At 49.7% G+C, this 26,427-nt stretch carries 18 protein-coding genes, 1 tRNA gene and 1 other annotated feature; of the genes, 3 read left to right on the top strand and 16 right to left on the bottom strand.

The window, feature by feature from the left end; genetic code table 11:
• Positions 1–48: 48 nt before the first annotated feature.
• The 5 genes from DXA87_RS08905 to leuS all read right to left on the bottom strand — a co-directional run bounded on the left by DXA87_RS08905 (position 49) and on the right by leuS (position 9,513).
• On the bottom strand, positions 49–1,641 hold the full coding sequence (locus DXA87_RS08905; protein ID WP_117469698.1) for an ABC transporter substrate-binding protein: 1,593 nt from the start codon (positions 1,639–1,641) through the stop codon (positions 49–51).
• A 267-nt stretch (positions 1,642–1,908) separates the two neighbouring features.
• Complete coding sequence (locus DXA87_RS08900; RefSeq protein WP_158553060.1) at positions 1,909–2,796, bottom strand: MurR/RpiR family transcriptional regulator; 888 nt, start codon at positions 2,794–2,796, stop codon at positions 1,909–1,911.
• 286 nt (positions 2,797–3,082) lie between these two features.
• Positions 3,083–4,678 (bottom strand): ABC transporter substrate-binding protein, encoded by a 1,596-nt coding sequence (locus DXA87_RS08895; protein WP_117469700.1) that lies wholly within the window; start codon positions 4,676–4,678, stop codon positions 3,083–3,085.
• 428 nt (positions 4,679–5,106) lie between these two features.
• Positions 5,107–6,702: an ABC transporter substrate-binding protein gene (locus DXA87_RS08890; RefSeq protein WP_158553059.1), complete on the bottom strand. Its 1,596-nt coding sequence runs from the start codon at positions 6,700–6,702 to the stop codon at positions 5,107–5,109.
• A 399-nt stretch (positions 6,703–7,101) separates the two neighbouring features.
• Positions 7,102–9,513 (bottom strand): leucine--tRNA ligase, encoded by a 2,412-nt coding sequence (gene leuS / locus DXA87_RS08885; RefSeq protein ID WP_117469702.1) that lies wholly within the window; start codon positions 9,511–9,513, stop codon positions 7,102–7,104.
• A gap of 176 nt (positions 9,514–9,689) precedes the next feature.
• Positions 9,690–9,962: a binding site (T-box leader), on the bottom strand.
• Between the two features lie 257 nt (positions 9,963–10,219).
• Between leuS and DXA87_RS08880 the strand changes: the two genes are divergently transcribed.
• Positions 10,220–10,978: a sulfite exporter TauE/SafE family protein gene (locus DXA87_RS08880; RefSeq protein WP_117469703.1), complete on the top strand. Its 759-nt coding sequence runs from the start codon at positions 10,220–10,222 to the stop codon at positions 10,976–10,978.
• A gap of 343 nt (positions 10,979–11,321) precedes the next feature.
• On the opposite strand, the gene DXA87_RS08870 is transcribed toward DXA87_RS08880, so the two are convergent.
• The gene (locus tag DXA87_RS08870; protein WP_117503982.1) at positions 11,322–12,341 is read right to left on the bottom strand and encodes a glycosyltransferase family 2 protein; all 1,020 of its coding nucleotides are present in this window, start codon (positions 12,339–12,341) and stop codon (positions 11,322–11,324) included.
• A 545-nt stretch (positions 12,342–12,886) separates the two neighbouring features.
• Between DXA87_RS08870 and arcC the strand changes: the two genes are divergently transcribed.
• Entirely contained in the window at positions 12,887–13,816 is a 930-nt protein-coding gene (gene arcC / locus DXA87_RS08865; protein WP_117469705.1) for a carbamate kinase, read from the top strand.
• Positions 13,817–14,156: 340 nt separating this feature from the next.
• On the opposite strand, the gene DXA87_RS08860 is transcribed toward arcC, so the two are convergent.
• The 10 genes from DXA87_RS08860 to DXA87_RS08815 all read right to left on the bottom strand — a co-directional run bounded on the left by DXA87_RS08860 (position 14,157) and on the right by DXA87_RS08815 (position 25,896).
• Positions 14,157–14,951, bottom strand: coding sequence for an RnfABCDGE type electron transport complex subunit B (locus DXA87_RS08860; protein ID WP_117469706.1), 795 nt, complete (start codon positions 14,949–14,951; stop codon positions 14,157–14,159).
• Between the two features lie 13 nt (positions 14,952–14,964).
• On the bottom strand, positions 14,965–15,540 hold the full coding sequence (gene rsxA / locus DXA87_RS08855) for an electron transport complex subunit RsxA (protein WP_117469707.1): 576 nt from the start codon (positions 15,538–15,540) through the stop codon (positions 14,965–14,967).
• A gap of 15 nt (positions 15,541–15,555) precedes the next feature.
• A complete protein-coding gene (locus DXA87_RS08850) occupies positions 15,556–16,389 on the bottom strand; it encodes an electron transport complex subunit E (protein ID WP_117469708.1) in 834 nt (277 codons plus the stop codon).
• Between the two features lie 13 nt (positions 16,390–16,402).
• Positions 16,403–17,020: an RnfABCDGE type electron transport complex subunit G gene (locus tag DXA87_RS08845; RefSeq protein WP_117469709.1), complete on the bottom strand. Its 618-nt coding sequence runs from the start codon at positions 17,018–17,020 to the stop codon at positions 16,403–16,405.
• Positions 17,007–17,951, bottom strand: a complete 945-nt coding sequence (locus DXA87_RS08840; protein ID WP_117469710.1) for an RnfABCDGE type electron transport complex subunit D — start codon at positions 17,949–17,951, stop codon at positions 17,007–17,009. Before DXA87_RS08840 ends, DXA87_RS08845 begins: the two co-directional genes overlap by 14 nt.
• A gap of 12 nt (positions 17,952–17,963) precedes the next feature.
• Entirely contained in the window at positions 17,964–19,292 is a 1,329-nt protein-coding gene (gene rsxC / locus DXA87_RS08835; protein ID WP_117469711.1) for an electron transport complex subunit RsxC, read from the bottom strand.
• Positions 19,293–19,656: 364 nt separating this feature from the next.
• Entirely contained in the window at positions 19,657–21,537 is a 1,881-nt protein-coding gene (locus tag DXA87_RS08830; RefSeq protein ID WP_117503980.1) for an ABC transporter ATP-binding protein, read from the bottom strand.
• Positions 21,534–23,294, bottom strand: coding sequence for an ABC transporter ATP-binding protein (locus tag DXA87_RS08825; RefSeq protein WP_117503993.1), 1,761 nt, complete (start codon positions 23,292–23,294; stop codon positions 21,534–21,536). The genes DXA87_RS08830 and DXA87_RS08825 overlap by 4 nt, the downstream gene beginning before the upstream one ends.
• 58 nt (positions 23,295–23,352) lie before the next feature.
• Positions 23,353–24,702, bottom strand: coding sequence for an MATE family efflux transporter (locus DXA87_RS08820; RefSeq protein ID WP_117484141.1), 1,350 nt, complete (start codon positions 24,700–24,702; stop codon positions 23,353–23,355).
• Between the two features lie 201 nt (positions 24,703–24,903).
• Positions 24,904–25,896 carry a DUF4397 domain-containing protein gene (locus DXA87_RS08815; RefSeq protein WP_117503978.1) on the bottom strand — a complete coding sequence of 331 codons (993 nt, stop codon included), beginning with the start codon at positions 25,894–25,896 and terminating at the stop codon, positions 24,904–24,906.
• Between the two features lie 256 nt (positions 25,897–26,152).
• Between DXA87_RS08815 and DXA87_RS08810 the strand changes: the two genes are divergently transcribed.
• A tRNA-Thr gene (locus tag DXA87_RS08810) sits at positions 26,153–26,225 on the top strand.
• The last annotated feature ends 202 nt before the right edge of the window (positions 26,226–26,427 follow it).

Raw genomic sequence — 26,427 nt, 5'->3', positions numbered from 1 at the left:
TCCGTACCCTGTCTTTGCATGGACTCTGTCCTTTTTGGGGATCAGATATTATTTTTCGTAATGGCAGTTGCCAAGGTAATGCTGTGCGCCTTTGTGAAGCTTGAAGCCCTTTAAGTCTGCGCGGACACCGACGTTATCGTATTTGTAGTATAACGGGCACCACGGGGAGATCTCGTGGAGACGATCCTGAAGCTCCTTGTAGAGTCCCATACGCTTGGTATCATCGCTTTCCTCCTGAGCGGCGATAATGAGTTCGTCGACCTTCTCATCTGTTAAGAATGCACGGTTGCCGGTTGCACCATGGTTCTCAGAGTAGAATAACTGGTAGGTGCTTCCGTCTGCGTCAAAGCTTGTGTTGGACCATCCGAGGATGAACATCTCGTGATCACCTGCATTTAAGGAATCAAGCAATGCGCCCCACTCATAGGTAGAAATATCAACGGTGATTCCAACTTCAGCGAGCTGTGCCTGAACGATCTGCGCGGAACGTGTACGAACGTCACCGTTTACATAGAGACTGCACTCAAATCCATTCGGATAACCTGCTTCCGCAAGGAGCTCTTTTGCCTTTTCCGGATCGTACGGATAAGCTTCCTCCTCTTCAGACCAGCCCGGGATCGTGGAGTTGATATAGCTGTTTGCCACAGTACCGCGTCCCTCAATGATCGTATCAACGAAGGTCTGTTTATCCAGCGCGTAGTTGACTGCCTGACGGACTCTCTCGTCGGAGAACTTCTCTTTTGTTGTATTCATTCCGAGATACTCAATGGAAGAAGACGGCTGGGAAAGAAGCGCTACGTCGGAGTTTGCTTCCACATTCGCACAGTCTGTCGGGTCAACGTTCCATACAAGATCGACTTCTCCTGCCTCAAGAGCGATCGTTCTTGCACTTCCCTCCGGGATTACGCGGACAGTAATGGAAGTTGCGATCGGTTCTGTACCCCAGTATTTTTCGTTTTTTGTGAGGGTGTAGTGATCGTTCGGAACCCACTCCGTAACCGTGAACTCACCGGATCCGAGTACATTCTCCACATCGCCGTAAGCATCGCCTGCTGCTGTGACAGCTGCCTCAGAAACGATACTTAAGTTTGTCTGGGTAACGATTGTCTTGAACGCTGCGTATGGCTGTGTGAGTTTGAAGGTTACGTGGTAATCATCGTCAGCGATAACCTCTGCGATCTTTGAAGTATTGGACTTTGTCTTCGGCATATCCTTCGCACGGTCATACGTAAACTTTACATCCTTCGCTGTTACCGGTGTTCCGTCTGAGAAGCATGCATCCTCACGGAGCTTGAAGGTATACTCTGTATCACTCTTCATCTCATAGCTCTCAGCCAGATCAGGAACAAGGTTACCGTCATCGTCGATATCCATCAGTGTGCTGTATACGTGATGGATCAGTACTCCGGATGTGGTATCCTGCTGTCCTGCCGGATCCAGTGTGACAACATCTGCGCCCATAGCCACAACGATATCTGTCTTTGTGATCTCGCCGCTTCCGCCGTTATCGGTAGTTGTCTGCGCGCTGCCGCCCGCCGGTGCGTTTGTAGACTGATCAGTGTTTCCACCTCCGCAGGCTGTAAGGATCATAGCTGCTGCCATTGCCATTGCTGTTGTTCTTGCAATACCCCTTCTTTTCATTCACAAATTCCTCCTGTTTTTTTCTACCGCTCCCCACAGCGGTCGCACTTCATAACGGTAACATATGTCAGTATTCACTATACCCGTCATGCAGTACTTAGTTCGTTCTCATGAAGCAATGATAACAGTATTGAACATATTTGTCAATAATTTTCAATTTACACGGGGTTATTTTAGCAATTTTCATAAATTATTGTGATCTTTTTTGTATTGTATTTACTGTACTCCTATCACACTGATGGGTTGACCCCTTTCCGAAGATCCGCCCTATAAACCGTCTTTAACGAAGTCGGTGCTGCCGATTGCACTTCTCACTTCCGAGAGGCGCCCACGGCGTTTATTCGTCTCCTCCGGGTTATCCATGGCGGCGAAATATATCAGGGCGTTCGCCACTGACATATATCCCATCACGGAATTATAAAAGAACAGGTCGTGGTTATTGCAGGTAAAAACGGTCGTTCCGTAGGACGCGATCGGTGAAGTCCTCTGATCCGTGACGGCGATCTGCGGAATCTTCTTCTTATCGAGATACCTTGCGGTATTCACGATATGTTTCGCGTATCCGGGTGCGGAAAAGATGATCGCGCAGTCCTCCGGTGTGGCGTGGGCCAGGTAATTATTGTAGAGAGCCCGGCTCAGATTCGAGAGATCGAGCGTCTCCAGCCCCAATGTCAGAAGTCTTCTCGTCGTGTAGGCACAGAGCCCTGTCACAAGCTCGCTTCCCACCACATAGATCTTCCGGGACTGCCTGATGATCGCCACTGCGGAGAGGATATCCTTTAAGGAGACCTGTTCAAAGGTCTTCGCGATCACATTCTTCTCGTTCGCGACGAACTCCTGAAACATCTCCTCCTTGTCGTGATCACCGAACCGGATCCCGCCCACATGGTCCGCGATCCTGTTTAAACCGTCCCCATGGACCAGTCTCGTCTGCAGATGCTCCCGCAGACGGCTCTTCATCTCCACGAAGCTCTGGGCCCCGATCTTCTTTGTGAACCTTAATATGGTCACCTCCGTCACACCCAGTGTCTCCGAAAGCTCTTTCAGGGAGTAAAAGCAGACCTGATCCGGATATTTGAAGATAAAATCCGCGATCCTTTTCTGAACCGGGCTGAGTTTTTCATAGCTTGCGTTTACTTCTTCGAGAATTCCCATGCTCATCTCCTCCTGTTTTACTATTCAGCCCTATCCCTATTTTATCAGCGAATTCTCTGAATAGTTATAATTCACTATACATCTTACTATACATGATAGTGACATTATAACTGAACATTCCATGCATTTCCAGTATTTTTTGTGTAATTTTCAAAGAATGGGTTCTTACACCTCCGGGCATCCCGTGTGGCCGCTTGCGGCGATCTTCGTCTTCGCACGGTTGCGTGTCGTTGAAAAGGGGCAGACACCTTCATGTCTGCCCCCGTCTTTCACATTTTAAATATTATCAATCTTCATAGTGGCAGTTGCCAAGGTAGTGCGTTGCGCCCTTGTGAAGCTTGAATCCCTTTAAGTCTGCGCGGACACCGACATTGTCATTTTTGTAGTATAACGGACACCACGGGGAGATCTCATGGAGATATACCTGAAGCTCTTTGTATAACTCCATACGCTTGGTGTCGTCACTCTCTTTCTGCGCGTTGATGATCAGCTCATCGACTTTATCATCAGTTAAGAATGCACGGTTACCGGTTGCTCCATGGTTTCCGGAATAGAATAACTGGTAAGTACTTCCATCCGCGTCGAAGCTTGAATTCGACCATCCGAGGAGGAACATCTCATGCTCACCTGCATTTAAGGAATCGAGAAGAGCGCCCCACTCATAGGTAGAGATATCAACCGTGATTCCAACCTCTGCAAGCTGGGCCTGAATGATCTGGGCGGAACGGGTACGAACGTCGCCGTTTACATAGATCTTGCATTCGAATCCGTTCGGATAGCCGGCTTCCGCAAGAAGCTCCTTCGCCTTCGCCGGATCATACGGATAAGCTTCCACCTCGTCGGTCCAGCCCGGGATCATCGAGTTGATGTAGCTGTTTGCTACAGTTCCACGACCCTCAATGATCGTATCAACAAATGTCTGTTTATCCAGCGCGTAATTGATCGCCTGTCTGACTCTCACATCCTTGAATTTCTCTTTTGTCGTATTCATACCGAGATATTCGATGGAAGAAGACGTCTGGCTCAACAGCGTCACATCCGGATTTGCCTCGATGTTCGCACAGTCTGTCGCGTCAACGTTCCATACAAGATCGACCTCTCCTGCCTCAAGGGCAATGGCGCGGGCGCTTCCCTCCGGGATCACGCGGCAGGTGATCGTTGTAGCGATCGGCATCTCACCCCAGTATTTTTCGTTTCTTGCAAGGGTGTAGTGGTCGTTCGGAACCCACTCGGTAACCGTGAACCCTCCGGATCCGAGAATATTACCAACATCACCGTAGGACTCTCCCGCCGCTGTGACCGCCGCCTCGGAGACGATGCTTAAGTTGCTGTTTGTAATGATCGTCTTAAAAGCTGCATACGGCTGCGTCAGCTTGAAGGTAACATGGTGATCGTCATCCGCGATAACCTCCTCGATCTTGGAGGTATTGGATTTCGTCTTCGGCATATCCTTCGCGCGGTCAAATGTAAACTTTACATCCTTCGCTGTAACCGGCGTGCCATCGGAGAAGCATGCGTCCTGTCTCAGGGTGAAGGTATATTCCGTATCACTCTTCATCTCGTAGCTCTCTGCCAGATCCGGAACAAGGTTGCCATCATCATCGATATCCATCAAGGTACTGTACACATGTTTCATAAGTACAGATGATGTGGTATCCTGCTGTCCTGCCGGATCCAGGGTCACGACGTCAGAGGCCTGGGCAAAGACGATATCTGTCTTTGTGATATTTCCGCCGCCGGAGCTTTCCGCTGTCGCCTGAGTCTCACTGCCGCCTGCCGCCGCGGTCGTTGCCGCCGCATTGTTTCCGCCTCCGCATGCTGTCAGCACCATCGCTGCTCCGACAACGGCTGCCATCGATCTCGCTGCTGTTCTTTTTCTCATTCACATGCCCTCCTTCAAATTATTTCTGTTTCGTCAGAGTGTTGTTGGTAATCGTTGAATGTAAATATTTACTATACCCATATATACACTCTTTTCTGAATTTCATGATTAAAGGATATCATTTTCTAACATTTTTGTCAATAAAGTTTTCCTTTCTGCGCATTTTTTGTTTAATTTGTTTATTTTATTTGGTTTCAGCAATTCTATAGCCATAATCTGTTTACAATTTGTTCAAAATTAACAAAGAGGGATTTCTGCTATGTATAGTAAACGCTAACACTTTCCGGTTCTCAGATCTCCAGATGGATCATTTTCCCCTCTATTTTCTTAAAAGGGCGGGATCAAAAAGATCCCGCCCCAAATTTCTCCGAATATTTATATTATCAGAAATTTATTAAACGATTTGAATGCTCCTGATTTCGCTGTATCTATTCTTCGTAATGGCAGTTACCAAGATAATGCTGTGCGCCTGCATGAAGAGTAAATCCCTTTAAGTCTGCGCGCACACCAACGTTATTCTCTTTGTAGTATAACGGACACCACGGAGATTCATCATGAAGTACAAACTGGAGTTCTTTGTAAAGTTCCATACGTTTTGACTCTTCGCTCTCCCGCTGTGCAGAAAGGATCAGTTCATCAACCTTGTCATTTGAGAAGAATGCGCGGTTTCCGGTTGCACCATGATTTCCGGAATAGAATAACTGATAGGTACTTCCGTCCGGATCAAAGCTCGTGTTGGACCAGCCAAGAAGAAACATTTCGTGTTCGCCTGCATTTAAAGTATCAAGAAGGGCACCCCACTCATATGTGGAAATGTCGACCTTGATTCCTACATCCGCAAGCTGAGCCTGTAGAATCTGTGCAGAACGAGTACGGAGATCGCCATTTACAAAAATCGAGCATTCAAATCCATCCGGATATCCGGCTTCCGCCAACAATTCTTTCGCTTTTTCCGGATCATACGGATAAGCTTCCACTTCATCGGTCCATCCCGGGATTGCTGCATTGATATAGCTGTTTGCTACAAGACCGCGTCCTTCAATGATCGTGTCAACGAAGGTCTGCTTATCAAGGGCGTAGTTGATAGCCTGACGGACTCTCTTATCAGAAAACTTTTCTTTCTGGGTGTTCATTCCCACGTAGTCAATACCTGTTGACGGCTGCGAAAGAAGTTTTACATCAGGATTTGACTCTACATTTGCGCAGTCTGTCGGATCTACGCTCCAGACAACATCAATCTCTCCTGCTTCAAGAGCGATCGTGCGGGCACTTCCCTCCGGGATCACACGACAGGTAATAGAGGTTGCGATCGGCATCTCCCCCCAATAATTATCGTTTCTTACAAGAGTATAATGATCGTTTGGCACCCACTCTGTTACCTTAAATGGCCCTGATCCGAGAAGATTATCCACATCACCATATGAATCTCCCGCTTCCGTCACGGCTTTCTCTGAAAGGATACTCAGGTTGTGCTGTGTTACGATTGTTTTAAATGCTGCATACGGCTCTGTCAGTTTAATCGTTACCTCATGATCCCCATTTACGGTAACCTCCTCGATCTTTGAGGTATTCGACTTTGTCTTCGGCATTCCCTTCGCGCGATCCAGAGAAAATTTAACATCCTGAGCTGTCACCGGAGTGCCGTCCCAGAAGCAGGCATCTTCGCGGAGTTTAAACACATACTCCGTGTCGCTCTTCATCTCATAGCTTTCTGCCAGATCCGGAACCACCTTTCCTTCATTATCAACGTCCAAAAGCGTACTGTACGCATGTTTCATCAGCACACCCGAAGTCGTATCCTGTTGTCCCGCAGGATCAAGCGTAACAATATCCGACGCCTGACCGACAACGATATCTGTTTTTGTGATCTTCCCGCTTTCTGCACTCTCAGAAGCTGTCTGAGTCTCTCCTCCGGAAGAAGCACCTGTCGTAGGAGCTGTAGTGTTTCCACCTCCACAGGCTGTGAGCACCATTGCTGCTCCCATAAGTGCCGCCATCGACCTCGCTGCTGTTCTTTTTTTCATTCGCATATCCTCCCTCTTATTTTCAGACAGGTATCTCATCTGCACTGTCCTTCTTAAAATTTATAAAATAAGAATATCACCATTTGTCACTTATTGTCAATTAAATTCACAGTTTTACGATTATTTTGTTTATTTTATATAATTTATTTTCTGTTTTTTGACATTATGTACATGTGCGAGGAATATATGTCTTTATTGACTCACAGAAGCAAAAAAGGCACTGAAAGCCGTTTCTGCTTAGAAAGCGACTTTCAATGCCTCAATTTGCTGCAGCAGGTCCCAGTCTCTATCACATGTCTGAACTGCTGCTCTTATTTATCGTAACTGTTCACTGCATTCAAGCTTATGCTTTACTGCAATCAACGCAGCAGATGCGCAGACCTGCTGAATCATTACTTTTTATTTTACAACAAGGTTTACGATCTTCTTCGGAACATAGATCTCCTTCACGATGTTTCCGGTGATCTTTCCTTCTACCGCAGCTTTACCCGCAGCGATCGCGTCCTCTTTTGCGATGTCAGCCGGAACCATGATGACCGCTTTGACCTTACCGTTTACCTGTACGGCAACCTCGATCTCATCGTCCTTCATGGCTTCCTCATCGCACTCCGGCCAGGTCGCGTGGAATACGCTGTCTGTACCGCCAAGCTCTCTCCAGAGCTCCTCGCCAAGGTGTGGAGTAAACGGAGCCAGTAAGATCACGAAGGTCTTTAAGGTCTCCTTGTCGATTCCGCCTTCCTTCTTTGCGACGTCTGTGAGCTTATTGCAGTACTCCATGAATCCGGATACGACCGTATTCAGGCTGAACTGGTTGAAACGTGTCTCGATATCGTAGACAAGCTTGTGGCGGAGCTTCACCATCTCCTTTGTCTCCTTGATATCCTTGTCCTTGCTGTCCATCACAAGATTGTAGAAACGATTTAAGAATCTGGCAACGCCCTCGATTCCTCTGTCGTCCCACTCGGCATCAAGCTCCGGCGGTCCAACGAAGAGCTCGTACATTCTCAACGCATCACAGCCGTAATCTCTTACGAGATCATCCGGGGAGACAACGTTTCCTTTGGACTTACTCATCTTGATACCGTTCTTACCGGTGATCATACCCTGATTGAACAGCTTCTTGAACGGCTCGTCAAAGTCTACCACTCCGATATCATATAAGAACTTCGTGTAGAATCTGGAGTACAGAAGGTGAAGGACAGCATGCTCAACACCGCCGATATACATATCTACCGGAAGGTACTTGTCTGCTTTCTCTTTGGATACGAGTTCCTGATCGTTCTTGTTGTCCACATAACGTAAGAAGTACCAGGAAGAACCGGCCCACTGCGGCATGGTGTTTGTCTCACGTTTTGCCGGTGCGCCGCAGCACGGGCATGTCGTGTTGACCCAGGAATCGATCGCCGCAAGCGGGGACTCACCGGTACCGGTCGGCTGATAGCTCTCAACCTCCGGAAGCTTTAACGGAAGCTGATCCTCCGGAACCGGAACATTTCCGCACTTCGGGCAGTGAACGATCGGGATCGGCTCGCCCCAGTAACGCTGACGGGAGAATACCCAGTCACGGAGCTTGTAGTTCACAGTCTTCTTACCGATACCCATCTTCTCGATGATGTGCGGAGCTTCTTTCTTTAATACGGAGGATTCCATGCCGTTCCACTCACCGGAGTTGATCATGGTTCCCTTCGCGTCTGTGTAAGCTTCTGTCATATTCTCAATCTCTTTGCCGTCCTGAGCGATGACCTGGATGATCGGGAGACCGAATTTCTTTGCGAATTCGAAGTCACGGTCATCATGGGCAGGTACGCACATGATAGCGCCGGTACCGTAATCAGCAAGTACATAGTCGGACAGCCAGATCGGAACCTCTTTTCCGTTTAACGGGTTGATTGCGTAGGAACCTGTAAATACGCCTGTCTTTTCCTTGCCCTGGAGACGGTCTACGTTGGACTTCATGGAAGCGTCGAAGATGTACTTCTCAACAGCCTCTCTCGTCTCATCCGTTGCAAGCTCTTTCGCAAGCTTATGCTCCGGGGAGAGTACCATGAAGGTTGCGCCGTGAAGCGTATCCGGTCTTGTCGTGTAGACAGTGATCTTCTCGTCGCGTCCCTTTACCGGGAACTCAACTTCTGCACCGTAGGATTTACCGATCCAGTCTGTCTGCATCTTTTTAACCTTCTCCGGCCAGTCAAGCTTGTCAAGATCATCCAGAAGACGGTCTGCGTATGCTGTGATCTTTAACATCCACTGACGGAGATTCTTCTTTGTAACCGGTGTGCCGCAGCGCTCGCAGCAGCCGTTTACAACTTCCTCGTTCGCGAGGCCTGTCTTACAGGACGGACACCAGTTGATCGGGAATTCCTTCTCATATGCGAGTCCTTTTTTGAACATCTGTACGAAGATCCACTGGGTCCATTTGTAGAAGGACGGATCTGTCGTGTTTACTTCCATATCCCAGTCATAGAGTGCTGCGATCTGGTTGATCTGGCGTTTGATATTTTTGATATTTGACGCTGTGGAGATCGCCGGATGAACCCCCATCTTGATCGCGTAGTTCTCAGCCGGAAGGCCGAACGCGTCCCAGCCCATCGGGTGGATCACATATTTTCCCTTTAATAACTGATAACGGCTCCATACATCGGAGATTACATAACCTCTCCAGTGACCTACATGAAGTCCACTGCCGGACGGATACGGGAACATATCCAGACAGTAATACTTCTCTTTCTTTCCATCATTGACATTGATCGGATTCTTTTCCCAGTTCTCACGCCACTTGCTCTCAATGGCGGTGTGGTTGTACTGTGCCATGACGCTTTTCTCCTCCATTTCATATCGTTGAAGGCGGTGCAAAAATACGCTCCGCGGATTTCGCCTGCCGCCGCTGCATTTACCGGAATCCGGGAACTCCCAGACCCTGTTCGATTGCCTGACCGCTTTTCTGGTTTCTGGGCAACAAAAAAGTCCCTCTATCTCTATCATAATTTTATAGAGACGTGGGGGACTTAGATTCTCACGCGGTACCACTCTATTTCATACAGGGCTTCACCCGTATGCACTCATTTTCCGATAACGGCGGAAACCGGCAATGCCTATCTGAGGATATCCGCAGACAGCGTTTCGTTTTCCCGCTGCTCTGCCTGCTCTTTCAGCATGCTGCTCCGAGGCGAGTTCGGAAAGCTTCTGGACTCTGCCTCGCACCGCCCGGCAGTTCTCTGTACCCCGTCTTCTCTCTTACTGTTCCTCTTCGACGCATTTTAACTCAATAAATTTACCATAGAATCCCGGTTCTGTCAAGGTGTCTTGTACGGTTCAATTCTGCCAGAAATGCGTTCATCGCACCGACAGGCAGGCTGCAGTGTGCAGCGCAAAGAAGCGCTCCTGCCGGAAAACCGGTTGACTTTTTGAGAGTTCTTATATAGTATGGAAGGACAGGTCTCAACCTGAATTTTATCAGAAAAAGCGGCATTGCAGCATTTTTTCATCTGCCCGCCGCAAAAATACAAGGGGGATATCCATGGAATACATCCATAATCTGATCTGGCTCTGCCCGCTCCTCTTCATTGCGGGATTTATCGACTCTATCGCCGGAGGAGGCGGCCTGATCGCGCTTCCGGCTTATATGATGTGCGGAATGCCGATCTACTATGTTTACGGCTGCAACAAGTTCCAGTGCGCCTTCGGAAGCACCGTGGCGGCATGGAAATACTTTAAAAATGGCTGTCTCGACCTTAAGATCACACTGATCAGCGCAGTGACCTCGTTCCTCTGCTCCATGCTCGGAACAAGGATCATCTTTTACCTCAAAGAGGAACAGATCCGCTCGATGTTAATGGTACTGCTTCCACTCACCGCGGTCCTCGTGGTCTTTATGAAGAATGCCTGGAACTATACCGATACGAAAAAACCGCTGATTCTGCCGAATGTGCTCCGCGCCCTCTTTATCGGAATGACCATCGGCCTTTACGACAGCCTCTACGGACCAGGCGGCGGCACAATCGCCATGCTGCTCTTCACGTTTCTTTTAAAATATGATGTCCGCACTGCCTCCGGAAACGCGAAGCTCACGTTGATCGTTTCCAACTACACAGCGCTTCTCTCCTATATCCTTTCCGGAAATGTGTTCTACATGATCGCGATCCCGTGTGCCGTAAGCAACGTTCTCGGAAACTATATCGGTGCCGGCTTCGCCATCAAAAACGGCGCGAAGATCATCCGGCCGGTGATGATCTGCGTAGTGACGGTGCTGATCGTGAAAATTGTTCTTGGAAAGTAAAACAAGTGAAAACACGTTTCGCGAGTTTCCCCTTGTCATCGCAATAGTCGCCACGGTCTCACGCATGCGCGGACTTTGGATCGTTCTTCGCGTAAATTATACGAGCGTGCTTATTTTACATAGGCACGCTCGTGTACTATCATCAATTCAGCCGTATCTTTTTCCCCTCTGTTTCCTTCTTACCACACCGGAAACTACCTGCTCTTTCCGTACCGGTTTCCGTCCTCTGTCACAAACCAGCCGTCCGGAGTCCTGCGGTTTGCGTAGAGGATGCCTTTTGTTCCGTCCGGGATCGGGTTGAAGTAGTACCACTTTCCATTGATCTCGATCCATCTCCCGGCATTTAGTTAAATCCGAAAAACTTCTGCGCGATCTTATATCCCGCGATGGAGAGGGATCTTCCGCCTTTTCCCGGAAGGTTCATGCCCTGTCCCAGGAAGCCCCAGCGGAGTCGCAGATAGAGCGCCGGATTGGATTTTTTCAGTTCTTCCCACAACGCTTTTTTCTTTTCCATATTCTCCTCACTGCCGGACTTGATCGCAAGGATCGAGCAGACGACCATCATGATCTCCAGATAGCGGACCATATAGTGGCGGAGCTTCCGGTTCTGGATCTTTGTCACATCGTAGTAGCCAAGCATCAGCTTCGTCACACGGATCTGCTGATCGATCCTTCCGATCATGACCTGTTCGTTGACAGACTGGTCCGAGCGGCCGATAAAGTAGCGGTAGAAGTTCACATCAAGATAGTACATCGTATGTACATGCGGGAGCGGCTCGTAGACAAAGATATTGTCCACATAGAACGTGTGCTCCGGGAGTTCCAGCTTACAGTCCCTTAAGAGCTCGGTGCGGTAGATCACGGAATGCATCAGGATATACTGTCCTGCTACGAACACCTTCACATCGTTCCAGCTAAAGAGCTCATCTTTCGGAAGCGCTAACTTGTAGCTCATGACCTTCTTGTGTCTTGCGCCCTGTTTCTCATAGACAAAGTTTGTGATCAGCATATCGAGGGTGTCTTTTCCGTAGACGAAGCGGCGCAGGGTGTCAAGCACCTGTCTGTATGCCTGCTCATTGACCCAGTCATCACTGTCCACGACCTTGAAAAAGATTCCGGAAGCGGCCTTTAAACCGGCATTGACGGCAGCTCCGTGGCCGCCGTTCTCCTGATGGATCGCCTTGCAGATCCCCGGATATTCTTTCTCATAGCGGTCAGCGATCTCGGCCGTATTGTCTTTTGTGGAACCGTCGTCCACGATCAGGATCTCCACTTCATTTCCGCCCGGAAGCAGAGACTTGATACAATTTTCCATATACGCCGCTGAATTATAGCACGGAATTGCTATCGATAACAGCTTCAAAATTGTTTCCTCCTTACGTTCCCCAGATGGGAAGTTTTTCGTTACCGGCTGTGTGGAACACGGACGGCAGCGATTTTCGACTCAGTTGTTCTTATTTTAGCATAAATTATCTGAAAAAGCAAAAAATTATTTCTTTCGATTCTCTTTCATTCCGGTACAGAGGTTACTGTACACGCATGCGTGTACAGTAACGTGATTTTGCCGATGCTTCGCATTCCAAATCGGCAAAATCTGCTACCAGAAGTGTATCGTACGGAATTTTCAGTGCAGAAAATTCCTACCCGTGTACAGTAACGTACAGAGTACATTCGGCTGCTGCCACCGTGGTGTCATGCAAAATTTTCAGTTCGGAAAATTTTTATATGTGTCAAACCATAAAACTTTGAGTTTTTTCTTCCCTAATTCCTCAATATATGGTAAAATATCTGAAAATACGTGGGCGCAGACCGTTTTGTACCGGTCCGCGGAGAAAACTTATCCGCGGCTCCCCTTTAAGCAGATCTGCCCCAACGATATCGGTATGTAATAGAAATGAGGGATTCGATATGGCAAAGAAAAGACTTGTTTTAGCACTTGGACATGACGCTCTCGGAACGAACCTTCCGGAGCAGAAGACAGCCGTTACAAAAACAGCGAAAGCCATCGCTGATTTTATTCAGGACGGCTGGCAGGTTGTGATCACCCACGGAAATACTCCGCAGCTCGGTATGATCCACACCGCGTTAAATGAATTTGCGAAAAATCATGAAGGTTACACTCCGGCTCCGATGTCCGTCTGCTCCGCAATGAGCCAGGGATATATCGGCTACGATCTCCAGAACGCTCTCCGCTCCGAGCTTATCAAACGTGGCATTTACAAGGCTGTATCTACGATCTTAACACAGGTTACAGTTGACCCGTACGATGAGTCCTCCTACACTCCGCTGAAGGTGGTTGGACGTGTGATGAACGCCGAGGAGGCAAAAGAGGAAGAGGCAAAGGGTAACTTCGTTGTGAAGGAAGGCGACGGCTACCGCCGTATCGTTGCGGCTCCGAAGCCGGTCGCAATCGTTGAGATCGACGCGATCCGCGCTCTCGCTGATGCTGACCAGCCGGTGATCGCTGCAGGCGGCGGCGGAATCCCGGTTATGGAACAGGGCTCCCACTTAAAGGGTGCCAGCGCTGTGATCGAGAAAGACCGCGCAGCCGGACTTCTCGCGAAGGAACTTGACGCTGATGTCCTGATGTTCATCACAGGTGTTTCGAATGTCGTATTAAATTACGGCAGTGATCACCCGATCAACATCGATAAGATGACAACGGCTGACGCAGCCCGCTATGCCGAGGAAGGCCATTTTAAGACAGGTTCCATGCTGCCGAAGGTTGAAAGCTCCATCGACTTCATCAACGCAGGAAAAGGACGGCGCGCGATCATCACTTCCCTTGACGGTGCAAAGAGCGCTTTAGCCGGTAAAGGCGGCACAACGATCCAGTAGGCAATATATTCTGATTTGACCCCGGTCAATCTGATTTAAACCCAGAACAAACAAAAGCATAATCCCAGGGAATTCTATATGAGAACTTCTCTGGGATCTTTTTTCAAATACTCCTCTCCCAACTGTCCTGATCATACAAATCTCTTTAGCGAAAATAATAAAGAATGCGCCAAGGTGCAGTCTCCTACGACAATCTACATCTTCACGCGAGTGTGTATCATTGGCTCGTTAGTGCCTTTTGTGTAATAGGAAATTCCGCGTAATCTCCTATTACACAAAAAAAGACCCGCCGGAAAGCATTTCTGCCTTCCGCGGGTCTTTTCTATATGTTGTTACCCAATCAGATAATAACATGTGCCGGGCACTTCGCCGCGCACTTGCCGCAGCCGGTACACTTTGTGTAATCGATCACAGCAACGTTGTTATCCATATGAATCGCATCGAATTCACACTGCTTTGTGCAGAGCGTACATCCGATACAGCCTGCCTCGCAGACCTTCTTGACAGCCGGTCCTTTGTCGTGGGAGCTGCACTGTACAAGGTGGTTTGCCTTATACGGAACGAGCTCGATCAGGTGACGCGGACAAGCCTCTGCGCACTTACCACAGGCAACGCACTTCTCCTTGTCGACAACGGCAACACCGTTTACAACATGGATCGCGTCAAACTGACATGCCTTTACACAGCTTCCGGAACCGAGACATCCAAAGGTACATCCCTTGGAGCCGCCGCCCGGAACTGCATCTGCGATTTTATGGCAGTCGTCAATACCATAGTAGTTGTATTTCACAGTTGCCTTATCGCAGGTACCTTTACATTTTACGAATGCAACCTTCTTCTCAGCGGAACCAGCTTCAACGCCCATGATCGCAGCGATCTTTTCTCCTACCGGAGCGCCGCCGACCGGACACTGGTCAACCTTTGCCTTGCCCTCTGCAATTGCTTTTGCAAGAGCGTCACAGCCTGCGTAACCGCAGCCGCCGCAGTTGTTGCCCGGAAGCTCTGCACGAACCAGAATTTCCTTCTCGTCTACTTCTACTTTAAACTTCTCGCTGGCGATTCCAAGGAGTACGCCGATGACGATACCGACGATACCGACAACCGCAGCAGCGATGATAATGCCTGTCATGTTCATCTCTCGTTCCTCCTTAAATCATTCCGGAAAATCCGAAGAGAGCGATCGACATTAAGCTTGCTGTGATCAGAACGATCGGAGATCCCTGAAAAGCGTGCGGCACATCATTGTGCTCGATCTTCTCACGGATACCTGCAAGCAGGACGATGGCGATCAGGAATCCAACGGAAATACCGATACCGTTTACGACACTCTGAATGAAGTTGTAGCTCTTCTGTACGTTTGTCAGCGCAACACCGAGAACCGCACAGTTTGTTGTAATTAACGGAAGGTATACGCCGAGTGCCTCATAAAGGCTCACCATGTTCTTCTTTAAGAACATCTCAACGAACTGAACCAGAGCCGCGATTACAAGGATAAATACGATCGTCTGTAAATACTCGATATGGAGCTTTACGAGAACGAAATCATAAACAAGGCTTGTGCAGGCAGACGCGATCGTAATAACGAATACGACTGCAGCGCCCATACCAGCTGCTGTCTCTGTTTTCTTGGATACACCAAGGAACGGGCAAAGACCGAGGAACTGGCTTAAAACAACGTTATTCACCAGGGCAGAACCGATGGCGATCAATAAAAGTTCTTTCATTTCTCCATTTCCTCCTTAATTTTCTTTGCCGGCGTCTGCTGCTTCAGTCTTAGCTGCCTCTGCCGCTTTTGCAGCCTCAGCTGCCTTCTTAGCTGCGAGAGCCTTCTCTGCTGCTGCCTTCTTTGCTGCCGCTGCAGCTGCTGCTTCCTCTGCCTTCTTCTCAGCGAGAGCAGCATGGTTTGTCATGCTGACACAGCCTGCACAGCTTGCGCAGTTACCGCCGCATACAAGGTCAGACTTCGGTGCGTCGCCGTTTGTCGCGCATGGAAGACGGAGCTTGTTCTGGATCGCGGAAAGCATAGCCAGAGTGAACAGAGCACCCGGTGCAAGGATGATGATGGAAATGTGGTAAGCTTCCGGAATAACGGTGTGTCCGAAGATCGCACCTGCACCGAAGAGCTCACGGCACATACCGATGACGGTAAGGGAAAGGGAGAATCCAAGTCCCATACCAAGACCATCGAAGAAAGATTCAACCGGACCGTTCTTGCAGGCATATGACTCTGCACGGCCAAGGATGATACAGTTAACAACGATAAGCGGGATATAAATACCCAAAGATGCATACAGGGACGGAACGTAGCCCTGCATTAAGAGCTGTACGACTGTAACCAGGCTGGCTACGACTACGATGAAGGCCGGAATACGGACTCTGTCCGGAATGATCTTACGCAGTGCAGAGATCAGCAGGTTGGAAAACATCAGTACGGCTGTTGTGGAAAGTCCCATGCCGAGACCATTGATGGCAGATGTTGTCGTCGCAAGAGTCGGACACATACCTAACATCAGGATGAAGGTTGGGTTTTCCTTGATAATACCGTTATATAAACGTTCTACGCATTTATTCATGAATGCCCACCTCCTAGTTTAAGCAGTTATGCAGATAGTATAAAGCTGCATTGACTGCGTTTGTTGTAGCGTTTGATGTGATGGTGGCACCGCTGATGGCATTGATCTCAGTGTCGGACGCGGAACCGGACTTTGTTACGCTTAAGCTCTCGCAGTTCTTGCCAACGTACTGATTTCTATAGTCATCATCTTTCGCCTTTAAGCCAAGACCAGGAGTATCGCTTGTCTCACGGATACCAACACCTGTGATGGCGCCGTCTGCATCAAAGCCGATAGAGAGCTTGACAGCTCCGCCATAGGAGTCGTTAGACAGGGAGTTGATCACATGTCCTACGACTGCTCCGCTTGCGTCCTTTGCCTCGAGAACGGACTCGATCGCAACGCCGCCGAAGCCGAGATTTGCGATCTCATCTGCTGTCTCAGCGATCTTTTCTGTGGAACCTTCCACATCATCGAAGCTCTCTGCCTCCGGAAGGACCTGTTTGTAGGTTGCGTTGTTGGCTGCGATGGTAGCCGCCTCGATCGGAGCTTTTGTCACATCATAGACAACGCCGAGACATAAACCGGAAACCAGGGTGATCGCACAAAGGATCAGGGCATCTTTCATAAATCCAGACTTACTTGCTGCCATTTTTCTTACCCCCTTTTCCGAATGCTGTCGGGAGAGTTACCTTCTCAATCAACGGAACAAGCATGTTGCAGAAGATGATCGCGTAAGAAACGCCCTCTGCACCGCTTCCGAAGATACGGAACAGTCCTGTTAAAATACCAAGGCAGATACCAAATACGATCTGTCCTTTTGCAGTGATCGGGCTTGTTACATAGTCGGTAGCCATGAAGAATGCACCGAAGATCAGTCCGCCGCCGCAGATCTCAGCAAGCACGTAGTTGATATTGTGCTGGCCAAAGATAAATGCGAATACTGCAAAGGAAAGGATATATGCTGCCGGGATGCGGATCGTAATTACTTTCTTAACGAGCAGGTATGCTGCACCGATTAAAAGGGCAATTACGGAAACCTCACCGATAGTTCCCGGGATCTTACCGATAAACATTGCTGCAAGATCATATGTATCACCGGCTTTGATCGCCGCAAGAGGAGTTGCGCTTGCAACTGCATCTGTTACCGGGTCTGTGAACTTTGTCATAGCCTGTGCAAAGGAGATCAGCATAAAGCATCTTGCCGCCAGAGCCGGGTTCATCCAGTTCTGACCAAGTCCGCCGTAAAGCTGTTTTACGACAATGATCGCGAATACACCGCCAAGGATCGGCATCCATAACGGAATTGCCGGCGGCATGTTTAATCCAAGGATCATACCTGTGACAAGGGCACTGCCATCACTGATGGTAACCGGCTTGTGCATCAGGGTTTCAAAAATGTACTCACTGAGTACGCAGGAAAGAACCGTTGCTACTACAACGATCAGGGAACGGATACCGAACTGCATCACACCCCAGATCGTAGCCGGCAGCATTGCGATCGCTACATCGTACATCAGGTTCTTTGTGGAAACACCGCAGCGTACATGAGGGGATGATGATACGTTTAATAATTTACTCATTTGTCACACCTCCTACGCTTTCTTTCTTCTGGCTGCCATGACTGCCTTACGCATCTCTTTGAATGCCTGGGTCAGCGGTCTGTGGGCAGGGCAGATGAAAGTACAGGAGCCGCATTCGCAGCACTCCATACCATTTAATTTTTCGAACAGGGCAAGATCATTTCTTTCTGCTGCCGCCATCATCATCTGCGGGACAACATGACCAGGACATACCTCGATACAGCGTCCACAGCGAATACACGGAGATTCCAGATTTGCCGCAACCGGATCTTTTATGAAGCAGGTCAGGGCAGAAGAGTTCTTCATGACCGGAATATCCAGAGAGAATAATGCCTGTCCCATCATCGGACCACCGGAGATCATCTTTTCCGGCTCTTCCTTAAATCCACCTGCAGCCTCGAGGATCTCCCGGTAGCACATACCGAGCGGAACCTGGAAGTTCTGCGGATTCTTAACCGCATCACCGGTAACGGTAATGATCTTACGAATTAACGGTGTGCTCTCGCAGACAGCGTTATAAATAGAAATAACAGTGTCTACGTTATCTACGATACATCCTGCATCCGCCGGAAGCATAGTGGAGTTGATCTCGCGTCCGCCCGTAACCGCATAGATCAGGAAACGCTCGCCGCCCTGCGGATACTTTGTCTTTAACGGACATACCGTGATCTTTGGCTCGTCTTTTACGAGACCTTCCAGAAGCTTGATCGCCTCCGGCTTGTTCTCCTCGATTCCGATCACGCCCTTCGCGTTCGGGAACATGCTTAACATGACTTTGATGCCGCCGATCAGTCTCTCCGGCTGCTCCATCATCAGGCGATAGTCACTTGTCAGATACGGCTCACACTCGGCCGCATTTACGATAATGTGATCGATCGCGTTGTCATCCTTCGGTGCAAGTTTTACGTTGGTCGGGAAACCTGCGCCGCCGAGACCTACGATACCGGCTTCTTTTACGATATTCCGGATCTCTTCCTTGGAAAGTTTTGTGTAATCGCGTTTTTCGCCAAAACCTTCGATTGCTGTGTACTCGTTATCGTTCTCAACGATAATGGACTGTACGATTGCTCCGTTCGCAACCAGACGCGGTTCGATTCCCTTTACTGTACCGGATACGGAACAGATAACATTTGCGGAAATGAAGCCGCCTGCTTCAGCGATCTTCTGGCCAACCAGGACCTTGTCACCCTTGGCAACAAGTGGTTTCGCCGGAGCACCGATATGCTGGGAGAGAGGATAAACCAGCTCACCCTTCGGCTGGATCACCTGAATCGGCTTATCTGCGGACAGTTCTTTTCCCTCATAAGGATGAACGCCGCCTATAAATGTGCTCAGACCCATTTAACAAACCTTCTTTCTATAAAATTTCATAGTACCCATCACACCGTAGTATAGCATATTTGGAATTTTTCTACAATTGGAAATCGGTTAACTTTTTAACAGAAATGGCCGTTTTCGGCGTTTGTATCAAAAAAAGAACAAAAACAGACATCTGATTTCTTTAAAAAATGAAGTTTTTACCAACTAACTCCCGCGCTTTTCTGCTCTCTCTTATGGAATTGCTACAAAATTTGAAAAAGCTTGTCTGGGTGCGTATGATCGATACGCAGTGCCTTTTTATGTAACAGGAAATTCCCCGGAATTTCCTGTTACATAAAAAACGGGCAGATTTCTTCATCTGCCCGTTTTTTCTTCTGTGATCGTCCTAACTCAGCTCCGCCATTCCCGTATATAACCGATAATAACGTCCTTTTTCTTTCAGGAGGTCTTCATGATCACCGCGCTCAATGATCTCTCCGTTCTCCAGAACCATGATGGCGTTGGCGTTCCGCACTGTGGAGAGGCGGTGGGCGATCACGAAGGTAGTCCGTTCTGCCATCAGACGGTCCATGCCCTGCTCGATGTGCTTTTCCGTTCTCGTATCGACGGAGCTCGTCGCTTCATCGAGGATCAGGATCGGTGCCCTGGATACCGCCGCTCTCGCGATATTAAGAAGCTGTCTCTGGCCCTGGCTCAAGTTCGCGCCGTCGCTCTCCAGAACCGTGTCATAGCCCCTGGGAAGCCGCATGATAAAGGAATGGGCAGATGCCATCTTCGCCGCCTGAACGACCTCCTCGTCGGTGGCATCAAGCCTTCCGTAGCGGATATTTTCCATGACCGTTCCCGTAAACAGATGCGTATCCTGAAGCACCATGGCAATGTGGCGGCGCAGCTCGTCCCGCTTAATATGGCAGATATCAACGCCGTCGATGGTGATGGTCCCGCTCTGGATATCGTAAAAACGGTTGATAAGGTTCGTGATCGTAGTCTTTCCGGCTCCCGTGGAGCCCACGAAGGCGATCTTCTGTCCCGGCTTCGCGTAGAGGCTGATATTCTTTAAGATGACCTTGTCCGAGTTGTAGCCAAAGGTCACATGATCTAATACCACTTCCCCGCGCATGCCGTCCATGGACACTGCGTCCTTATCATCCGCCGCCTCCGGCTCCTCATCCATCACGGAGAACACGCGCTCCGCTCCGGCGAGAGCTGAGAACACGTTGGAGACCTGCATGGAGATCTCGTTGATCGGCCTTGAGAACTGTCTCGAAAAGTTCAGGAATACCGTGAGCCCGCCGACATCGAAGTTTTTCACCACACAGAGGATCCCGCCGATGCACGCCGTCAGGGAATAGTTTACCTGACTTAAGTTGTTCATCACAGGTCCCATCATGCCCCCAAGGAATTGGGCGCGGATCTGTTTTTCGCGGAGATCCCTGTTTAATATATCAAATTCTTCCTCCGCGATCTCCTCATGACAGAAGACCTTTACCACCTTCTGTCCGGTGATGGTCTCCTCGATGTATCCGTTTAAAGCACCGAGAGCCGACTGCTGGGCACTGAAGTATTTCTGGCTCCGCTTCGCGACCTCTCCACCGGCCCGCAGCATGAGCGGGATCATGATCAGGGTCACGGCTGTCAGCCAGATGTTCGTGTAGAGCATGAGGAACAAGGTCCCGATGATGCTTAAGGTTCCGGAAAAGAGCTGCACAAGAGTACTGCTCAGCATATTTCCGATGGTGTCCACATCGTTTGTGAAGCGGCTCATCAGATCCCCGTTGGAATTTGTATCATAAAATCTCACCGGAAGCTTCTGCATCTTTGTAAAGAGGTCTGTCCGGATCCGCACAAGGGCGCTCTGGGCAACCTCTAACATCAGTCTTGACTGGAGATAATTTGCGATAACCCCCAGAAGATAGACGCATGCCATCATGGTCAGCCCTTTAAAAAGTCCTGCCACATTGCCGGGACTTCCGTCCGGCGGTGCAATAAATCGGTTGATGATCGGGCGCAGCAGATAGGAACCGGTCAGTGTCGCCACCGTATTTACAATGACACAGAAAAATGCGATCCCCATCCGGAGCCTGTCCGCTTCCAGATAGGACAGCAGGCGCTTTAAGGCCGCTCCCGTGCTCTTGGGGCGTCCTCCGCCTCTCGGAGCCCCCGGTCCCGGTCCTCTTCCCATCCCTCTCCTTTTCGGTGCGGCTGCCACGCGTCCGGCATATCGTTTTTTCAGACTCGCTTCGCGGTCTGCCCTCGTGACACTCATACTGCCGCCTCCTCTCCTGCCCTGATGGACTGATTTCCGATCTGGGTCGTATAGATCTCGCTGTATGCCTCACAGGTCTTTAAAAGTTCCTCGTGGGTTCCGTGACCAATGATCTTTCCGTCCTCCAGTACCAGAATCTGATCCGTCTCCTGAACGGAGGAGATTCTTTGGGCGATGATGATCTTTGTGGTATCCTTGAGATCATGGTAGAGACTCTCCCGGATCTTCGCTTCCGTTGCCGTGTCAACAGCGCTGGTGGAGTCATCCAGGATCAGAATCTTCGGGTGCTTTAAAAGTGCTCTCGCAATACAGAGACGCTGCTTCTGACCTCCTGAGACGTTGACGCCGCCCTGCCCCATCTCGGTATCATATCCGTTTTTGAAGGTCTTAACGAAGGGATCTGCCTGGGCGCTCTCCGAGAACCGGATGACATCCTCCATCGGCGCGTCCTCATTTCCCCATCGGAGATTTTCCTCGATCGTTCCCGAGAAGAGGATATTTTTCTGGAGGACCATGCCGACGCCCTCCCGCAGGTGTTTTAAAGAGTATTCTTTGACGTTCACGCCGTCGACAAGGACTTCGCCTCCGGTCACATCATAGAGTCTCGGGATCAGCTGCACGAGGGAGGTCTTTCCGCTTCCCGTGGAGCCGATGATCCCGATCGTTTGTCCCGGTTCTGCCGTAAAGGAGATTCCTTCCAGAACGAGATCCTTTCTCCCGTTCTCTCCGCCGTAGCCAAAGCTTACATCCTTGAACTCCACACAGCCTTCCGTGACTTTTTTATCCTTATTTTTCGCATGATCATCATTTAAGCCGATCTCTGTGTCGAAGATCTCATTGATCCGTTTCATAGACGCGCTGGCGCGGGAGCTCTGTAAGAATACCATGGAAAGCATCATGAGGGACATCAGGATCTGCACGATATACGTCGTAAACGCAGTGAGATCCCCCACCGGCATCTTTCCGGCAATGATGATATTTCCTCCATACCAGACGACAGCCAGTGTCGTCACGTTCATGGCAAACATCATCACCGGCATCGTGGCGATCACGATCCGGAGCGCACGGAGGCTGCTCTCCTTTAAGTCGTCATTTAATTTACTGAATTTTTCGATCTCATGGTCCTCCCGGACGAAGGATTTCACTACCCGGACATTCGTCAGGGATTCCTGAATTCCAGAATTCAAACGATCCAGTCTCCTCTGCATCTCCCCAAAGCGTGGGAATGCGGTCTTTAAGATCAGAAGGATCGCCGCGAGAAGAAGCGGGATCACGATGAGGATGATGACCGCAAGCTGACGATTCATCATAAACGCCATGATCAGGGCACCGAGGAACATTCCGGGCGCTCTAAGCGCCATACGAAGCCCCATCATCAGGACATTCTGAACCTGCTGGACATCGTTCGTGAGCCTCGTGACGAGAGAACCGGTGCTGTAGTCGTCGATATTCTCAAAGGAGAACTGCTGGACCTTCCTGAAGAGGTCGTTTCTCATGTCACTGGTAAAGGAGATGGACGCCTTCGCGGAAAAGTAGGCGCCGAGAATCCCACCCACCGCCATAAAAAGGACAGTCAGGACCATCAGCGTCCCCATCTTTCCGATATAGGCAACATTTCGACTCGCGACACCGTTGTTGATGATCATGGACATAAATTTCGGGAGCATGACCTCTCCCGCCACCTCGGTGAGCATCATCAGCGGACCGATCACGAAGGCGCTGAGATACGGGGTGATGTATTTTTTGTATCGTTTCAATTCTGTTGTTTCCTTTCTGATCAGATCTGCATTCGTTGGATTCTTCCGTTGCTGTTTATCACGCATCTTCCCTCGGAAGTTTTCTCCTCACGATATAGAAGCAGATCATATGGGCCGTCGCCGTGACGATCCAGGTAAACGGATAGGATAAGTATAACACTGTCAGGTTATGGTATACCTGAAACACCGTAAAGATCCAGACGATCCGGAGTCCACACGCTCCCAGAAGGGAGACGCACATCGGCATAACGGAGTATCCGAGACCGCGGATGCTGCCCACCATCGTATCCATGATCCCACAGAGGAAATATGTCGTTCCAAAGACCACAAGTCTTCTCATTCCGTATACAATGACCTCCGGGTCTGAGGAATAGATCCGGATCAGGGCATGTCCGCAAAGATAAGCCGGGATTCCCATCCCGAGTCCCACTGCCGTCACAACGCCGAGGCAGGTAACCATGATCCGGTTGATCCTCGAATACTTTTTGCCGCCGAAGTTCTGGCTCGTGAAGCTTAAGTTTGCCTGATAAACCGCATTCATGGCGTTATAGATGAATCCCTCAATATTCTGGGATGTCGTATTTCCTGCCATTGCGACAGAACCGAAGGAATTGACAGAGGACTGGATCAGAACATTGGAAATAGAAAATACTGCGCCCTGCATCCCCGCCGGAAGGCCTACCTGAATGATCTGACGGAATTTTGAGCGGTGGATCTTCAGATCTTTTAAATGAAGCTTCAGACCGCCCTCGCTCTCCATCAGGCAAAGGATCACCAGACACGCCGAGATCGCCTGAGAGATCGCGGTCGCCAGAGCAACTCCCGCCACATCCATCTGGAACATGATCACAAAAAAGAGGTTTAAGACCACATTGATCACGCCCGCCGCCGTAAGGAAATACAGCGGGCGCTTCGTGTCTCCCACCGCGCGGAGGATCGCGCTTCCAAAGTTGTAGATCATATTCGCAGGCATGCCGATAAAGATGATCCGCATATAAATCGTAGATTTATCGATCACATCGTCCGGAGTTCCCATGAGTTCCAGCATTGGCCTCGAGAGAAGCTGACCCACAATGATCAGAAAAAGACCGCTAACGATGCTGAGTGCCATGGCCGTGTGGATCGTATCCTGCACGTCTTTTTCCCGCTTCGCTCCATAATATCTCGCCACGATGACATTGACACCCACGGACAGTCCGATAAAGATATTGATCATCAGGTTGATCAGCGCCGTTGTGGAACCCACCGCCGCCAGAGACTGGCTACCCGCGAAACGTCCCACAACGATCACATCCGCAGCGTTGAACAGAAGCTGCAGGATTCCGGAAAAGATCAGCGGAATCGTAAAGGTGAGCAGTTTTCCGAGGATCGGACCGCTGCACATGTCCATTTCGTAATTTTTCTTCATAATACTCCTTTTTCCCGTACCTGTATTTTCTTTCCGGCAGCATCCGGAAAGAAAAGCAGACTGGCATTTCCCGCCCCTGTCCGTCTGCTCATTCTATCCACGGCTGCTCCCGGTGCCGGAATGCGTAAGGCACATTCCTTTTATCTATTACGCAAATTATAGACGATTTTTACAAATAATGCAATCCTGCCGCAACACGCTTCAGTCCTCGAGGACATACGCCCGGAAGAGACCGGACCACGGATTTCCGATAATATAGCAGGTGTAGGCTCTTCCAGCACGGACGTTGACGTTGAAGGTGAGAAGCGGATTCGCCACAGTGCAGGTCGGACAGGAAACGCCGACGATGGAGGAAAGGACAAGGACCGGAAGCTCGCCTAAGGCTGAAACTGCATACTGGGAACCTGTCACAAAGAAGGTATAGGTTCCGCTGGATGTCTGTTTATAGCTCGTCACTTCCTTGTATCCGATCCCCGCAAATGCTGTCTGGTTGTTGAAGGTCCGCACATCGTAGCTGGATCCCGCGTAGGACATGTTCGCTACACGGAGACAGCCGTAACCTGCCGGAACGTTCGTGCAGCCCATGTCGGAAACACGGGTCAGGGACACTCCGGAAACCGTGTCTAAGATCACCATCGTGAGTCTCTCACCGGACACAAAGGCAATCGTCTGCTGATAATAGATCTGACCGTTGGTCCTGCGCACAGTGACGGTGTGGAATCCGTCCGTCACGCGGATATAAGAAGAAATCGTGGCAAATTCAGAACCGGAGAAGATATTCCGGCCATCGATATAGACGTCCAGAGTTCGGCCTGATGTGCTGGCATTTAAAAACCGGACTCTGCTGTAGTAATTTTCTCCTGAGACCGTCGGATATGTGACCGGAAAAGAAATCGTCGGAAAGCCCGGGCGTCCGATGGTATTGTCGGGATAGACGGGGCGTCCGCCAGACGGCGCGACCGGTGTCGTCGGGATTCCAGCGAGATCGTCATCTCCGGGATAAACAGGTCTTCCGCCCGGTGAAGCGATGGGCGGCACAGGGATCCCCGCAAGATCATCGTCTCCCGGATAAACAAAAACTCCTCCTAATGGCTCGGCCGGTGTCTCCGGTACATTTGCGTCATTCTTCCCGGCTACGACCTCCGCCGTATTCTCTCCCGACGGTTCCGGCATTGATGTTGGATTCTCTGGCATATTAACACCTCAATATCTTTTTTACTACAAAATATGAAAGCAGAACGGAAAGTGTTCCCTGCACGTGTTTGAACGCAGATAAGCATTCCCCCGCTTCAAGTGCGCGGAGCACTAACCGCTTTACCCTCCATGGGCTTTCCGAGGAATTGATCTTTTTGTATGAAAAATTTATTCAAATTTTTTTGTTTTTATCGTTGACAAACCTGTTGATCCATGATACTATATTGGAGGTTCGAAAAACACAGTAAATGTGTTCGCTGCCTTGGCTCAGCTGGTAGAGCGTCGCCTTGGTAAGGCGGAGGTCGGCAGTTCAAATCTGCTAGGCAGCTTAAACCATGAGGCTTTCCGGAATATCCGGGAAGCCTTTTTTCGTGTTACAGGAAATTCCTGTTACGAAAAAGACGTGAACGCGACAATGATGCTCACTCACTCAGGACGACCGGGCTGACCGGAACAAATGTTTATTATGAAGGAAATCCTCCTCGAATAAAAAAGACCTACGGAACTCCTCTCCGCAGGTCTTTTTATCAT

Source organism: Desulfotomaculum sp. OF05-3 (genome assembly GCF_003435535.1).
Taxonomy (GTDB): domain Bacteria; phylum Bacillota; class Clostridia; order Lachnospirales; family Lachnospiraceae; genus Pilosibacter; species Pilosibacter fragilis.
The sequence above is the reverse complement of the archived record's forward strand: the minus strand, read 5'-3'. Positions and strand labels throughout refer to the sequence as shown.